Annotated in this window: 15 protein-coding genes; 11 read left to right on the top strand and 4 right to left on the bottom strand. The window is 43.1% G+C overall.

Annotated features, from left to right (window positions below; all coding sequences use genetic code 11):
• Positions 1–81 precede the first annotated feature (81 nt).
• Positions 82–1,407, top strand: coding sequence for an ABC1 kinase family protein (locus tag GPUN_RS05675; protein ID WP_006004349.1), 1,326 nt, complete (start codon positions 82–84; stop codon positions 1,405–1,407).
• 83 nt (positions 1,408–1,490) lie between these two features.
• Here the strand turns inward: GPUN_RS05675 and GPUN_RS05670 are convergent, their stop codons facing one another.
• Positions 1,491–1,799 carry a DUF6482 family protein gene (locus GPUN_RS05670; protein WP_006004348.1) on the bottom strand — a complete coding sequence of 103 codons (309 nt, stop codon included), beginning with the start codon at positions 1,797–1,799 and terminating at the stop codon, positions 1,491–1,493.
• A 251-nt stretch (positions 1,800–2,050) separates the two neighbouring features.
• Here GPUN_RS05670 and GPUN_RS05665 point away from each other — a divergent pair, with 251 nt between their 5' ends.
• The 5 genes from GPUN_RS05665 (at position 2,051) to GPUN_RS05645 (ending at position 6,562) form a co-directional block, all read left to right on the top strand.
• A complete protein-coding gene (locus GPUN_RS05665; RefSeq protein WP_006004344.1) occupies positions 2,051–2,923 on the top strand; it encodes a DUF3014 domain-containing protein in 873 nt (290 codons plus the stop codon).
• 16 nt (positions 2,924–2,939) lie between these two features.
• Complete coding sequence (locus GPUN_RS05660) at positions 2,940–3,491, top strand: DUF1285 domain-containing protein (protein ID WP_006004343.1); 552 nt, start codon at positions 2,940–2,942, stop codon at positions 3,489–3,491.
• A gap of 230 nt (positions 3,492–3,721) precedes the next feature.
• On the top strand, positions 3,722–5,047 hold the full coding sequence (locus GPUN_RS05655) for a metal-dependent hydrolase family protein (RefSeq protein WP_006004339.1): 1,326 nt from the start codon (positions 3,722–3,724) through the stop codon (positions 5,045–5,047).
• A gap of 131 nt (positions 5,048–5,178) precedes the next feature.
• The gene (locus GPUN_RS05650) at positions 5,179–5,757 is read left to right on the top strand and encodes a YqaA family protein (RefSeq protein ID WP_006004337.1); all 579 of its coding nucleotides are present in this window, start codon (positions 5,179–5,181) and stop codon (positions 5,755–5,757) included.
• Positions 5,758–5,797: 40 nt separating this feature from the next.
• The gene (locus tag GPUN_RS05645; protein WP_006004334.1) at positions 5,798–6,562 is read left to right on the top strand and encodes a class I SAM-dependent methyltransferase; all 765 of its coding nucleotides are present in this window, start codon (positions 5,798–5,800) and stop codon (positions 6,560–6,562) included.
• 77 nt (positions 6,563–6,639) lie between these two features.
• Here the strand turns inward: GPUN_RS05645 and tusA are convergent, their stop codons facing one another.
• The 3 genes from tusA to rph all read right to left on the bottom strand — a co-directional run bounded on the left by tusA (position 6,640) and on the right by rph (position 8,428).
• Positions 6,640–6,921, bottom strand: coding sequence for a sulfurtransferase TusA (gene tusA, locus GPUN_RS05640; RefSeq protein WP_006004332.1), 282 nt, complete (start codon positions 6,919–6,921; stop codon positions 6,640–6,642).
• Positions 6,922–7,048: 127 nt separating this feature from the next.
• Positions 7,049–7,690 carry an orotate phosphoribosyltransferase gene (gene pyrE, locus GPUN_RS05635; RefSeq protein WP_006004329.1) on the bottom strand — a complete coding sequence of 214 codons (642 nt, stop codon included), beginning with the start codon at positions 7,688–7,690 and terminating at the stop codon, positions 7,049–7,051.
• A gap of 24 nt (positions 7,691–7,714) precedes the next feature.
• The gene (gene rph / locus GPUN_RS05630; protein WP_006004327.1) at positions 7,715–8,428 is read right to left on the bottom strand and encodes a ribonuclease PH; all 714 of its coding nucleotides are present in this window, start codon (positions 8,426–8,428) and stop codon (positions 7,715–7,717) included.
• Between the two features lie 226 nt (positions 8,429–8,654).
• On the opposite strand from rph, the gene GPUN_RS05625 reads away from it, so the two are divergent.
• From GPUN_RS05625 to GPUN_RS05605, 5 genes are all read left to right on the top strand, one after another.
• Positions 8,655–9,518, top strand: coding sequence for a YicC/YloC family endoribonuclease (locus GPUN_RS05625; protein ID WP_006004325.1), 864 nt, complete (start codon positions 8,655–8,657; stop codon positions 9,516–9,518).
• 177 nt (positions 9,519–9,695) lie between these two features.
• A complete protein-coding gene (locus GPUN_RS05620) occupies positions 9,696–9,935 on the top strand; it encodes a hypothetical protein (RefSeq protein WP_006004322.1) in 240 nt (79 codons plus the stop codon).
• A 253-nt stretch (positions 9,936–10,188) separates the two neighbouring features.
• The gene (locus tag GPUN_RS05615; RefSeq protein WP_006004320.1) at positions 10,189–11,172 is read left to right on the top strand and encodes an NUDIX domain-containing protein; all 984 of its coding nucleotides are present in this window, start codon (positions 10,189–10,191) and stop codon (positions 11,170–11,172) included.
• Positions 11,169–14,489, top strand: coding sequence for a DUF3427 domain-containing protein (locus GPUN_RS05610; protein WP_006004317.1), 3,321 nt, complete (start codon positions 11,169–11,171; stop codon positions 14,487–14,489). Before GPUN_RS05615 ends, GPUN_RS05610 begins: the two co-directional genes overlap by 4 nt.
• A gap of 303 nt (positions 14,490–14,792) precedes the next feature.
• A partial coding sequence (locus tag GPUN_RS05605; RefSeq protein ID WP_040520419.1) for a PKD domain-containing protein occupies positions 14,793–15,631 on the top strand: 839 nt, incomplete at its 3' end.

Raw genomic sequence — 15,631 nt, 5'->3', positions numbered from 1 at the left:
TAATAGTATGATCTTTAGCTTGTGTGTAAACTATTAGTAGAGGCTATATAAATCGAACCTCACCGTTAAAAAAGAGTAAAAATGCCCAACAAGTTCACCGAAAAATCAGTGCCTAGCTCGCGTATCGCTCGCTTCACTTCGCTAGGAAGCTTAGCCGGCTCGCTCACCGGTAACGTGATTAAAAATTCGGTATCGGCGGCGTTTAGTGCGCAAAAGCCCAACGTGCAAAACACCTTACTAAATACTAACAATGCACAAACGCTTACCAAGCATTTAGCGCAAATGCGCGGTGCGGCCATGAAGATAGGACAAATGCTTTCCATGGATGCCGGTGAAATACTGCCTCCTGCCTGGGAGCCTATACTAGCGCTGCTGCGAGAACAGGCTAACAGCATGCCGAAACACCAGTTACTTAGTATGTTAAACCTGCACTGGGGCAGCGATTGGGCTGATAAATTCGAATATTTCTCGTTTGAGCCAATTGCGGCAGCCTCTATAGGACAAGTGCATAAAGCGCAGCTAAAAACAGGCGAACACTTAGCCGTAAAAGTGCAATATCCCGGCGTATCCACCTCTATCGACAGCGACATAGACAACGTGGCTAGGCTGCTAAAGCTTGCTCGGTTGATCCCCAAAAGCATCGACATTGATACCATACTCATTCAAGCTAAAGCGCAACTCAAACAAGAAGCCGACTACCGCATTGAGCTAGCCTATTTAGAAAAATACCAAAGCCTGCTGCAGCATGATGAGCGCTACATAGTGCCAAGCACCTACAAAGCGCTCAGCAATGAATTTATTTTGTGCATGGAATTTGTGGAAGGCAGCCCTATCGCGCAGCTAGATGAAGCCCCTAGCGAGCTTAAAAACACTATTACTGAACATTTAATGGAACTGGTGTTTAACGAGCTGTTTACGTTTAAATTTACCCAAAGCGATCCCAACTTTGCTAACTTTTTATATCAACAAGACACCCAAAAGCTAGTGCTGCTAGACTTTGGCGCGTGCACAACAATAAGCGATAAAGCAAGCAAGGCATACAAGCAAATGACCGCTGCAATGCAAGCAGGCGATGGGGAAGCCATGTTAGCAGCGCTACTTCATTTAGGACTGTTAAGACGTGATTCGCCCGCGCATGTTAAGCAAATAGTCAAAAGTGCCTGCTTAATGGCGGGTGAAAGCCTAAAGGTCGACCGCTATAATTTCAAACAAAGCCTAATCATTAAGCGCCTGCAGCAAGAAACCATGGTACTGCTAAGTGATAAAAGCGCGGTGGCATCTCCCGACTTTGACATTGCCTTGATAAATCGCAAAATCACCGGCGCAGTGATGCTGGCCAATAAAGTGAATGCTGATGTTCGCCTGCGCTGCTTACTGGCACCGTTTATTGCAAGTGTTGAATTGTAAAGTGTTGAATTGTAAAGTGCTGAATTGTTAAGTGCTGAATTATAGAGCAAGCATTGGTTTACCGTAAGTTCAGCCTTAGCACACTAATAAGGCTGCTGCATTGAAAACGGCATTTCCGTGGACTGCTCAGCCTTATTGGGGTTGCCCACCATTTCGTCATAAGGAGAATCGTGCACCATAACCGCTTCTTTTACATCACATTGTTCAAACGCATCGCGCACTTGCTGAGAGTTGTGGAAACGCATAGGACGGTCGTTTTTATCATATACAAAACCGGCACTATGTAGTGTGTGCAGTTTGACCAAATAAACGTTCATCTCAAACGATTGTACTTCAAGCTTGTCGATACTTATTGGCTGCTTCGCAATACTCGACATTAGGAATTTTATCATCAAAATTACATCTCTTATTAGACTATAAATGTGCGTACTGAGCCTTAACACAGCGCGTTTGGTAATATTGGTATACGCCAAAAAATATGAGGAGTTCAAAAATAGCGACATAAAAACATTTAGCAACAGCGAATTAATTGATAAATATAGGGTCGTATTTTTTGTGTATACTAGGTGTACGCATTGAGGTTGGTAAATGGCATTGTATTACAAACCCATCACACACGTTATGCCAGAAAAAGGAGAATTATATGTCTAGTGAACCGAATCAGATAGAAAAAATGAAGCCGTATTTAATCGTGGCAGGCTTACTATTTGTGGTATTACTCACAGTTATATTGTGGCCTACCTCAGACGATGCAAAGACTGGCCCAGTCCCTATTGCAATTGACCTTGGTCAAACCACCATTGAAGCCGATGACATAAACGACGCGCCTGAACCTGATGTATTTGAAGCACCGCCAAAACCCGCCGAAATGGTTATTTCACCTGATATGGAAGTGACTCAAATTGAGGTGGTGGAAGTAGAGGTAGACCTAGTGCTTGGCTTAGACGATGCTCTCGTAAAATCTTCAATAGCGGCCGTTGCCTCGTCTCCAGCGCTAGCATCACTGCTAGTAAACGAGCGTTTAATTGAGAAATTTGTTATCAACGTAGACAACCTGGCAAACGCACAGCTTTCTGTGAAAGACACTTTGCTAACACCTCCAGTTGAGCAATTTAAAACCTATCAACAGGCGGACCGAACCTGGATAGATATCGCTAGCTTTCAGCGCTATAACCGATACATTGACGCACTAGAATCTATTGATATTGACCAACTGTTAGCGCTATTTGATAGCTATGAAGCTAATATCAAAAATAAATATGCGGAAATTAGCCGTCCTGGCCAAAACTTCGATTCAGCGCTCATTGACGCTATAAATACACTTTTAGATACGCCACAGGTGCCCGTTCCAATTGAGGTGTATACCGAAAGCGCTATGTTTAAATTTAAAGATGATCGCCTAGAGCGACTGTCGGGGCCACAAAAGCAATTGCTTAGAACCGGCCCTGAGAACATGCGCCGGATAAAAGATGTATTGCACAATTTAAGAGAAAGCTTAGAAGATAGAAATGAATAGGTAAGTTGGAGAAGGTATGGATATAGCACAGCTTCAAAAACAAATTTCAACGGCAGGCAGCGGCGCACAATCTATGCCTCCAGTAGACAAATGGGATCCGCCTTTTTGTGGTGACATGAACCTAGTGATAAAGCGAAGCGGCCAATGGTGGCACGAAGGTACTCCTTTTACCCGTGCTAAACTAATTGCGCTGCTAGCAAGTGTGGTAAAAAAAGAGGGCGAAAAGTACTTTTTAGTCACTCCCGGTGAAAAGATAGGCATTACCGTAGAAGATGTTCCATTTGTGATAATAGATGCGTCGCTTGATGAGGCTAGCGGCCTTATTCAAGTAGACACCCTAACCGGCGACTCGGTGCGCATAAGTAAAGAGCATCCGGTGGAAATAAGAGAGTTTGAGGGGAATTTGGTCCCCTATTGCCACATTCGGCGAAACTTGTGGGCGCGCGTGCACCAAAACGTGCTGTATAGATGGGTCGATCAAGCCAAACAAGTTAAGCAAAACAACACCACCGCGCTGCATCTTAGCAGTGGAGACTATAGTTTCGCCATTGGCACATTTAAAGAATAGTCGCGTAGCGGTGTTGATAAGCGCCGCTAGCTAAATATAAGACAGTGGCGGATACACCTTAAATCGCGGCATAGCGTCGCTAAGCTGCGTGTGGCACTTATATAGTGGCTTGTACCATTTTCTTATTTTGCCGACGGTTTTCTGAAATAAATCAAGCAAGCCATTCTAAAGCTTTGATTTGCTGTTCAATTTGTCTTATGGTGTGATGACTACATATAAAGGTTATCACAATGCTTAAAATCTGCACTTCCACAACCCACACCTTAGCCATGTCTGGCCTAGTTGTCAGCGCACTTCTGTTTGCCGCCATGCCCGTTCAAAGCGCGACGCATATTTTTGCAAGCACACTAATTTCAAGCAAAGACACAAAAATTCGCGCTGATAAAACAATTATTATCGAAAACAACAAAATAGTGAGCATTGAAGACGGCAGAATTGAGGGTGACAACGATGACACCTTCATTGATTTAAGCGGCTACACGCTTATGCCCGGCTTCATGGACATGCACACGCACTTATCGTTTCAAAATGAAGGCCCTGCCGGCTACATGAAGCGTTTTACAAATAACGAAGCCGATTATGCCATAGACTCAGTGGTATATGCGCAAACTACCTTAATGTCAGGCTTTACCACGGTCAGAAACTTAGGCGACTCGCTAAACGAAACCGTGGCGCTGCGCAATGCCATAAACGCCGGAAAAGTGCCAGGCCCAAGAATTTATACTGCCGCAAAATCAATCGCGACCACCGGCGGTCATGCCGATCCAACGAACTCATTTAGCAAACGCTTGATGGGTTCACCACAGCCAGTAGACGGCGTTATTAACGGCGCAGATGAAGCACGCGAAGCGGTACGTCAGCGGTATAAAGACGGCGCTGATTTAATTAAGATCACCGCCACTGGAGGCGTATTATCGGTCGCTAAAAGTGGACAAAACCCACAGTTTATGGACGATGAACTTGCCGCCATTGTGCAAACCGCAAAAGACTACGACATGACAGTAGCGGTGCACGCCCACGGTAAAGAAGGCATGAAGCGCGCCATTTTAGCCGGCGTTGATTCTATTGAGCACGGCACCTACATGGATGATGAAATATTTAAGCTGATGCGCAAACACAACGTGTATTACGTACCCACCATCTTAGCGGGCAACTTTGTGGCCGAAAAAGCTAAAATTGACGGTTACTTTCCTGAAATAGTGCGCCCAAAAGCCGCCGCCATTGGCCCCCTTATTCAAGGCACTTTCGCCAAAGCTCATGCAAACGGCGTAATGATTGCCTTTGGCACCGACTCGGGCGTATCGGCTCACGGTGACAATGGCCAAGAGTTTGCGCTGATGGTTGAGGCCGGTATGTCGCAAATGGATGCAATACGATCCGCCACCTACAATGCTTCTAAATTGCTGAGAATTGATGACAAATTAGGCACTATCGAAGTAGGCAAGCTGGCCGATTTAGTCGCAGTGAAAGGCAATCCACTTGAGAATATTTCACTGCTAGAAAATATTGGCTTTGTGATGAAAGACGGTAAGGTTTACAAGCACACGCAAGAGTAGCGCTATACATACATTTTTACATTTGCATAATTACTAGTGTGGTTTCAAGCCCATTGGTGATACGCACTAGCCTGCAGCGAACCTTCAATGCAGGCTAGCGCGTATAAAAATATGGATAGCAGCACACATTTATGTCAATCAAAGCGCGCATTAAATCTTTTATACATTCAAAGCACATGCTCAAAGGTATATTCACGGCTTCCTTCTTAGAATCAACGATTGTGCCTATACCCCTTGAGGCTATTTTGGTGCCGCTCATGCAAAAAAGGCGTGAAAAACTTTGGATTATTGCCACAGTTACCACCTTAGGCTGCATGTTAGGCGCACTTTTAGGCTATGCGGTAGGCTATTACCTTTTTGATATCGCGCGCGACTTCATTATGGACTATATCACCAGCGAAGAGCAGTTTGAAATCTTTCAAGGCACTATGAAAGACCAAGGATTTTGGTTGATATTTAGCACCGGCATAACGCCCGTGCCGCTGCAGTTGGCCATGCTAGCAGCAGGCGTGTCGCAATATTCTTTGATCCTGTATATGATAGCCGTGACCAGCAGCAGAATAATTCGCTATTTTGGCCTAGCGCTGCTCGTTTATTATTTTGGCGATAAAACCGAAGCGCTGATCCGCCAGTATAAATTTCAAGCCATAGTGATTGGCGTGCTGGCAGTATTGTTATTTCTTGGCCTGCAGTTTTGGCCTAGTGCTTAATTTACGTACAAGCCGAACATTATCTAAACAGGGAAACTGTATGAAAACATCTATAAAAAAACTTACCAACATTGTCCTAATTTGCGCAATGAGCGCCGCTGCATTTACAAGTACTGCAAGCGTACAAGATAAATTAAAAGCGGCAATGGCCTCAGATGTACGCAGCGCCTCTGACCTAGCGCGCGACGATAATCGCAAACCATTAGAGACACTGACTTTTTTTGGCATTAAAGCTGACATGTCGGTAGTCGAACTTGTTCCCGGTGGTGGCTGGTATACCCGACTATTAGTACCTTTGTTGAACGAAAAAGGTAATTACTATGGTGCGATAGGCGCCACACGCATAGAAAATAATTTAGCAGAAGCGCCTGGCTTTGAGCGCATGAATGTCATTGCTAAAGACGCACAAATTGCGCTTGAGGAAGGCGGCACCGGTTTTTATACCTTAGCAGCATCAAGCCTCGGAGTAAACGATGTAGACATGGTGCTTACCTTTAGAAACTACCATAACTTCAACGATGCAGGCCGCGCCACTATGAACAAACTCGCGTTTGATGCCTTAAAGTCGGGCGGTATATACGGTGTTATTGACCATACGGCACGTCATATGGAGCCGGCCACAAACAGCAACCGCCGCCGCATGGATCCGGTGCAAGCGATTAAAGAAATTCAAGACGCGGGCTTTGTGTTAGTCGACTACAGCGACCTGCACTACCGTGAAGATGATGAGCTACGGTTTGAGGTAGGTGCAAAGACGGTAACGGGTAACAGCGATCGCTGGACGCTCAAGTTTATGAAGCCCTAAACCTTATAACAAAAAGCCTGCAGGGTCTTGAGTGTGATACTTAAGACCCTGCAGGCTTTTTTGTGTCAGCGATAAAGTTATTCAATCCCTTTTCTAATCAGATAGGTGTAAGGAATATTTTGAGTGTCGCTAGCTAACAGCGTGTGCTGCATAAAACGGCAGAAGCTTGGCACATCACGTGTAGTAGCGGGATCGTCTGCCACAATAGTGAGTGTTTCCCCCTGCTGCATATTTCTGACTTGTAAGCGAATCATCATGACAGGCTCGGGGCAGCGAAGGCCTAAAGCATCTAGGTGTTTATCAGCCTTGGAAAATGGCTCGGGCAATGCCAATGGGCTTACATTAGGTTCATCGTTCACGCTTCACTCACTCTACTGCGTTTATGGTTGTTATGGTTACCGTCATGGCATTTAACGCTATGATCCTTAAGCGCTATGATCCTTAAGCGCGCGGCTAGGCTTACTGTCGTATTTATAAGCAATAGCCCTAAATGCCATAGGTTTCGCGGTATTTATTAATAGACGCAATGGATCCTTCATTACTCTTATCGGCTTTCAAGTGTTCAACAATATCACCCAAAGTCACAATAGAAAGCACTTTGGTGCTGAAATCGCGCTCTACCTCTTGCACAGCAGACAGCGTGCCCTGTCCTTTTTCTTGACGGTCAAGGGCAATCAGCACGCCGGCTAATGACGCGCCATTAGCGTCAAGCAGCAGCATAGATTCACGAATAGCGGTGCCTGCAGTAATCACGTCATCAACTAGCATTACGCGGCCTTTTAGCTCACAGCCAACTAGATTGCCGCCCTCGCCGTGCGCTTTAGCTTCCTTACGATTAAAACAATAAGGGATGTCTTCACCGTAGTTATTTGCCATGGCAATTGCGGTTGCGGTAACGGCTGGAATGCCTTTATAAGCTGGGCCAAACATAATATCAAACTCAACTCCTTCGGCATGTAAAGCGGCGGCGTAAAAACCGCCTAGCTTAGCTAAGTCTTTGCCTGTATTGAATAGCCCCGCATGAAAGAAGTAAGGACTTACTCTTCCTGATTTAAGCGTGAAATCGCCAAAGCGCAGTACTTGGCGCTTAATAGCAAAACGTATAAAGTCGCGTTTGTAATCTTTCATGACATTCCTTAAAGGGTCTGCTAATTAGTTAAGCGCACTACGCTGAAGCTCAAATAATTCTTTAATAGCCGCATGTGCTAAATCAAGCATTTCTTGCATTTCGTCAAAGCTAAACGGTTCGCCTTCAGCGGTGCCTTGCACTTCAATAAGCTTGCCGGTTTCAGTCATGACCACATTCATATCTGTTTCGGCAACCGAGTCTTCAGTATATTCTAAATCGGCAATAGGGTTGCCTTTATAAATGCCTACCGATACCGCTGCAATCATGTGCTTTAACGGATTGGTTTTTAAAATGCCTTTGGCGCGCATCCAACTTAGTGCATCAACCATGGCAACGCAGGCGCCGGTAATAGACGCGGTGCGAGTGCCGCCGTCGGCCTGAATAACATCGCAGTCAACCGTGATGGTATTTTCGCCCAAGAGCTTTAAGTCAACCGCCGCGCGCAGTGAGCGAGCAATTAAGCGCTGAATTTCAAGGGTACGGCCGCCTTGTTTACCACGCGACGCTTCACGATCGGAACGAGTATGGGTAGCACGCGGTAACATGCTGTATTCAGCCGTTATCCAGCCCTTGCCTTGGCCTTTCATAAAGCGCGGTACGCCTTCTTGCACACTGGCGTTGCATAAGACCTTGGTGTCGCCAAACTCGATTAACACCGAGCCCTCAGCATGAATAGTAAAGTTGCGGGTAATGGTAACAGGGCGGATTTGACTAGCGGTGCGGCTACTTGGGCGCATAAAACAAAGCTCCTAGGGTGTTGAAAAAATGAGTAAGGATGAAAATTGCCGTAAAAGCGATATAAGTACGCCTTAACGGTGCAACAACAAACAGCCTTTAAGAAGCGTGGATTATAGCCTATATAAATACTAGATTACATGGTTTAAGAGCGCGCAAAACGCAATCACTTGTTGTAAACTTGCAGTTCGAAGAAGCACCACGCGACTAAAAACTAAGGACTCACCCATGATCTTCAGTATGACCGGATTCGCACGCAAAGAACACAAAGCCAATTGGGGCACTGCAGTGTGGGAGATTAGATCGGTTAATCAACGATATTTAGAAACCTTCTACCGCATACCTGAAAATTTTAGAGGCCTTGAGCCAAGTTTGCGCGAGCGCCTGCGTAAAAAGCTGCAGCGCGGCAAAGTAGAGTGCGCCCTACGCATCAATTTAGATGACGGCAACAGCGCCGGATTTAGCGTGAACGAAGCTCTCGCAAAGCAGTTAATTGAAGCTGCAAAGTGGAGCCAGACGCAAGGGGCAAACGGCGACATCAATCCTACCGATATTTTACGCTGGCCCGGCGTTATGAATAGTGTTGAAGCCGACATGGATGGCGTGCAAAAAGAGCTGCTTGATTTATTTGACGCTACCTTGAAAGAGTTTATTGCATCACGCGCTAGTGAAGGCGAAAACATGAAAGTGCTAATTGAGCAACGCCTCACCGGTATTGAAAATGAAGCAAAGACAATTGAAAGCCATATGCCTGAAATTCTGGAATGGCAAAAAGACCGCATTCGCAACAAGTTTAAAGAAGCGAAGATTGAATTAGACGATACGCGTGTTGAGCAAGAGATGGTGCTGATTGCGCAAAAATCAGATATTACCGAAGAGATTGACCGTTTGCGTTCGCACGTGAGCGAGACGAATAAGATTATGCAGCAAGGCGGGGCCATTGGGCGACGCTTAGACTTTATGATGCAGGAGTTTAATCGTGAAGCGAATACGCTTGGATCGAAGTCGATTAACTCTCAAGTGACCCAGTCGGCGGTGGAGTTGAAGGTGTTGATTGAGCAGATGCGGGAGCAGATCCAAAATATTGAGTAAAGGTTAAATAGCATCAATTTAGATAAAATATAATCATAATATCAACAGTTTATATTTTTCCCATATTAATTAGCATTAAACAAAGTATGACAGATTCAACAAAAAAGTATGACAGAAAAGATCACAGATTTACAAGCCTTTGTATAATTGCGAAATCTGCCACGTTTTTGAGTTTTTATGGGTTTTGATAATAGCCACTCTGCTTATATTCAACCAACTTTTGATGAACTGATATCTAATTTTCTTGCTCAATCATGTCAAGATATTGAATCAATAGATTTGGAAAATCCTAAACCAGAAGACAGCGATCAACGAGGTATTATAAAAAATACTGACTTAATCAAACCATGGTTGGACTATCATAGGATTAACGCAAATTTTGAGTTGTGGAGCGCGGAAGCAAACTTGAAAAAGTGACGCACACCTAGGCTTCTACAAATTATTCCGCATAGCAAAAAGTGAACAAACACGTCAAACAGACTGTTTAAACCTTCGCTAGCTAAACCCATATTTTTACACCAAAAATGAGAGTAATTTCAAATCATTTTGTACTTATCTTTTTATTCTATTCTCAATATGAAAATGCGCTTGCCAGCGCTCGCAACCATTTCTAAATTAAGTTAACCTGGCAGCAGGGAGAGTCTTGAATTAAAAGGAAGTACCCACTTTTATGTTGTCGATTATAAATGTTGCCGTTGGCATTATTGCCAAAAATAACAAAGTATTTGCTGCACGCAGAAAACCTGGGCTGCATCTTGCCGGCTTTTGGGAGTTTCCGGGTGGAAAAATAGAACAGAGTGAATCCCCTGAACAGTGTCTTGAACGTGAATTGCGAGAAGAGTTTGGGATTGAAACTCAGGTTACCCATTACATTGGCGAAAATATACATTCTTATAACGATAAAACCGTTCGCTTAATTGCTTATCAAGTGGAGTACTTAAGCGGCGATTTCCAGTTACGTGATCATGATCAGATGCAATGGGTCGCAATACCAGAACTAGATTCCTTAGTATGGGCAGAGGCAGATATCCCGTTAATTAGTCAATTCAAATCCAAAGTCAGTTTAACGCGCTTCTATCAAAAACAGGCTAGCAGTTACGCCCAAGAAACTACTAGTGTTGACTTGGAGCCTCTGTACGCAAGATTTTTACAACATCTTAAACCAAATGCACATATTTTAGATCTCGGTTGCGGCTCAGGTCGTGATTCCCGTTATTTTTTAAACCACGGTTTTGAAATCACTGCCTTAGATGGTAGCTCAGAGCTAGCTAAAATCGCCGAGAACCTTATTAAACAAAAAGTTCTTGTCGCCTTATATCAAGACATGTTGTTTGATAATGAGTTTGACGCTATATGGGCATGCGCCAGTTTATTACATTGCCCTGAAGATCAAATATTATCTGTGCTATCTCGGGTAAATAAAGCCTTGAAAAAAGACGGCGTTTTTTATGCCTCATTTAAGTGGGGTGACGGTGAATCTTGTGACGCATTAGGTCGTTTGTTTAATAATTATAACAGTGAGCAACTACAAGCCTTAGTCAACGGTATTGGCGGTTTTAAAGTCATTGAGTGCTGGGAAGAAACAAAACCATTGAGAGACACGACACAGAAATGGGTCAACATATTGGTTAGAAAAACAGGAACTAAAAAATGAAGACCTTCCCATCTCAACATCTCACCGTTGGTGGAACTGACCCATTTTTACCTAATTTGCTGCAAGCGATAAATTATGCGACTTCAATCAGTATCGCAGCTGCTTTTATTCGAAAAACCGGCCTTAATTTAATTTTCCCAGCGTTGGAAGATGCCCTTTTACGCGGCGCAACAGTCAGGATTTTAACTGGCGATTATATGGGCATAACAGAGCCGGTAGCTTTACGCCAATTGATTTTAATGCAATCAAGAGGGGCTGAAATAAAAGTATTTGAATCCAAGGGATACCAAAGTTTTCACATGAAAGCTTATTTATTCATCGAGGGCTCGCAGCAAGATGCATTAGAAGGCTGCGCTTTTATTGGCTCAAGTAATATATCTAAATCCGCTTTGCAAGGCGGGCTCGAGTGGAATGTGAGCGTTGATCTAAAAACCGAACCTGACAAATTTAATACCATTCGCTTAAAATACGAAGAGCTTTATGTCGATCCAAGGTGTGTCCCATTAAACCATGATTGGATAGATAAATATGAAAAGAGGATCCCCAAGGCATCACCTCTTAAATTAGCATCCAACACAGGTACTGAGGCTTTTGAGCCTTTACCTGAGCCTAATATTATTCAACAACAAGCACTAACCGCATTACACCAAACTCGAATAAATGGGTATCAGCGCGGCTTGGTAGTCATGGCGACCGGCACAGGTAAAACATGGCTTGCCGCGTTTGATTCAAAAAATGTGTCTGCCAAAAAGATTTTATTTGTGGCTCACAGAGAGGAGATCCTTGATCAAGCAGAGCAGACATTCGTTAGGATCCACCCAAACACACGTATAGGGCGCTATTCAGGAAAAACGAAACAGCAGGATGTTGATTTGTTATTTGCATCAATCCAAACTATTGGTAAACAACAACATCTAGCCAAATTTTCGCCATTACATTTTGATTATATCGTAGTGGATGAGTTTCATCATGCTGCAGCAGCAAGTTATCAAAAGCTAATAGCCTATTTTACGCCTAAGTTTATGCTGGGATTGACAGCTACACCAGAGCGTACCGATCAATCAGACATCTTGTCGCTATGCGACGATAATCTTGTATTTAATTTTGGTTTGTTTGATGGCATTAAGTCTGGCGTTTTATGTTCCTTTGACTACCAAGGCATAGCTGATACTGTCGATTATAATGAGATAAGCTGGCGTAACGGTAAGTTTGACCCAGAACAGCTTGAAAATAAATTAGCGACTGTTTCAAGAGCCAAGCACAATTTGGTCCATTGGCAGAAACATAAGCTAACCAGAACTCTGGCTTTTTGTGTCTCTACCAAACATGCTGATTTTATGGCTGATTACTTTAATAGACAAGGAATTAACGCCGTTTCAGTGCATAGCAAGTCCAAAATGCCAAGAAATGTCGCGCTCAACGAACTCAGAGCCGGTGCCATCCAAGTGATTTTTTCAGTGGACTTATTTAACGAAGGCGTCGATTTACCCGCCATCGATACAGTTATGATGCTGCGCCCTACCGATTCAAAAATTATATTTTTGCAGCAACTAGGCCGTGGGCTACGAACCAGCATTGCAACGCAAAAAGAGCGCTTGGTGATCTTGGACTTTATAGGTAACCATATTAGCTTTTTCCGTAAGGTTGACTCTTTATTTGCCTTTGGAGTAACCAATGGTGCGCGTAGAAAGTTTCTAACAGATGCCAGAAGTGGCAATTTGCCGCTTCCTAAAGGGTGTTTCGTTAATTTCGAACTTGCTGCGATTGATATTTTGCAGCAGCTTATTTCCGACAACCCGGATCAACAAGTTGATATCTACATTGGGCTCAAAGACTCTTTTGGTCGCCGACCTACCCTCTCGGAGTTATACCATGCCGGCGGATCGGTAGAAAAAATTCGCAAAGAGTATGGTGGTTGGTTTGAATTTGTACTGAGCCAAAAAGACTTAAAAGCAAAGGAAGACGATTGTTTAAAGCAATTTGGAACATTTTTAAGAGCTTTAGAAACCACTCATTTAACCAAATCTTTTAAGCTCATTTTAATAGAGGCATTTTTAGAATTAGGTGGCCTTAACGCGCCAATTGAACTGGAAGCTTTATCGATGCGTTCGTTATCAGTTCTAAAACGCCACCGGCCATTATTGCGAGATCTAACGTCACAGTTTTACGACAGTATTATAGATGACAATGTTGATCTAAAAAAATGGACTAACTATTGGCGCAGCAACCCAGTTAAGGCATGGATAGGAGAAAACAGCATAAACAGTCAGGCCTATTTTCGACTCGATGAGAAGATTTTTGCTATCAACCTTGATGTGCCTGATAAATTGCGCGATATTCTAGCGGATATAATGCAGGAATTAGTAAACTATCGCTTTCTACAGTACGAGAATCGACTGGCAAATAGTGACGTCAATTCAGAAAAACCATTAGCAGAGGTTATTTCTATTAATTCAGCACTAAAACAGTCTGTTCCCTTTTTTACCGATCTTAAAATTGCTTACGGACATTTCAAGTCAAAAAGCCATGAATACTCAAAAACGATTGATCTCCCACTCTCCTATGGCAACTTAGACCCCAAACGACATTTTGTAGTATTTGCATCAGGGAATTCAATGGATGGTGGGGAATACCAAATTAAACATGGTGACTTGTTATTATTGGAACATATTACGCCTGAGTATACTGACGATATAAGCGGTAAAACTATTGCGATTGAGCGCAATAATGCAAGTGGTGATGAGCAATACCTTCTTCGGCAAGTGAAAAAGTTAGGCGACCAGAAATACCAGTTGATAGAGCAGAATGCTGTTCATGAGCCAATAAAGTCATATACTGATATGACTTTATTGGCTCTTTTAAAAAACATCCTGGATCCTGCTGATGTTTACTGCCATCAAGAGTTTATGCGCCAAGATATTCCAGGGCTGTTCGGATTGGAATTTAATAAAGGCTTGTGGGAAGCCGGCCATATTAGGCCCAAAAATTCTAATGAGCAGTTTTTATTGGTTACGCTGAATAAGCAAGGGAAAGCCAGTGAGCATCAATACAATGACTATTTTATCGACGATAAAACATTCCACTGGCAAAGTCAGGCATCAACCAAAGCAAATAGTGCCAAAGGAAAAGCAGTTCAGTTTGACGATAAAGTGCATCTCTTTGTGAGAAAAAACAAACTTACCGCAAAAACAGCTTCACCTTTTTATTACCTTGGAAAAATAGATTACCAGAACCATCAGGGCGAGGCGCCAATGAATGTAACTTGGAAATTACACACTCCTTTACCAGCGGAATTGTTCGCTTACTTTAAGATTTAGATTGTGACTATTGACGTGGTTGAGCCGTGGTTGTCCCGGTTAAGGGTTGATAGAAACAACAATGAAGGCTATTTTTACCACACATAAAATAAAATGACCACAAGACACTAAGATTAGAGCATTAGGCTATATTCCAAGCAAGATAGACATAACGTTGCTCCGTGTTTTTATTTTTATTCTAATTGGTATGTTCGAAAAATGTTGATTACATCACTTCGAACGGCACATTAAACCAGACGTAAGTACGAATAAAATAATGGCCATTACTTTGATTTATTACATCTTTCTTATTAGGAATGTGACATGAATTTTTATACACCAGTAATACAAATAAGACACATTATTGAAAAATTATCGACCTTACTAGTAGCAACAGCTATTTTGGTCGGCTGTGGTGGCTCCTCAAGTCCCGAAAATGAATCTCCAGTTGTCCCTTCTCCTCCTGTCGTTAACAGCGCCCCGGTGGCAGATTTTAAAATTGATTGCCTTGGTTTGCAATGTAACTTTGAAAACACCAGTTCAGATAGTGACGGTCAGATTACATCTGCAGAATGGGACTTTGGCAATGGTCAAACGGGAAGTACAACGACAGCTCAAGTGAACTATGGGGAGTTCATAGAGTTTACAGTTACTTTGTCAGTAACCGATAATGAGGGCAAAACAGTGGCTACCACTAAAACTGTTTTACCTTCCAAAAATGTTGTCCTACCAACTGATGTTTCATGGACGTCATTTAAGACAGAAATTGATAAATTTTCTCTCCAGTACAAAACTCTACCAACTATAATAAATGCTGGAAATATTTGGTTTAATTCATTACAAATCTCAGAATCCAATTTTACATCTAGCGAAACGACCTTGAATGCACCTGAAAAGCCTCTTCATGGCGTTGGTTATGGCGCATTTTTAAACGTCGATTCTAATAAGCAATTAGTCTTTTATTCAAACTGGGTTCCAGGAGAACCCGCCGCAGGAAGTGCAGTGGCGCTGGAATATGAAGATGGAATTCCTACAACTTTGCATGTAAAAAGAATTGACGGTGCAACGCACCAATGGATCCTAAATAATTCAGATGGCTCTAAGCAAGTTTTATTTCTAGGCGTAGATGAGGGCAAACTTGCAGTAAATCAGGGGGCTGTAGT

Source organism: Glaciecola punicea ACAM 611 (genome assembly GCF_000252165.1).
GTDB lineage: Bacteria > Pseudomonadota > Gammaproteobacteria > Enterobacterales > Alteromonadaceae > Glaciecola > Glaciecola punicea.
This window is presented reverse-complemented; position numbering and strand designations above follow the sequence as displayed.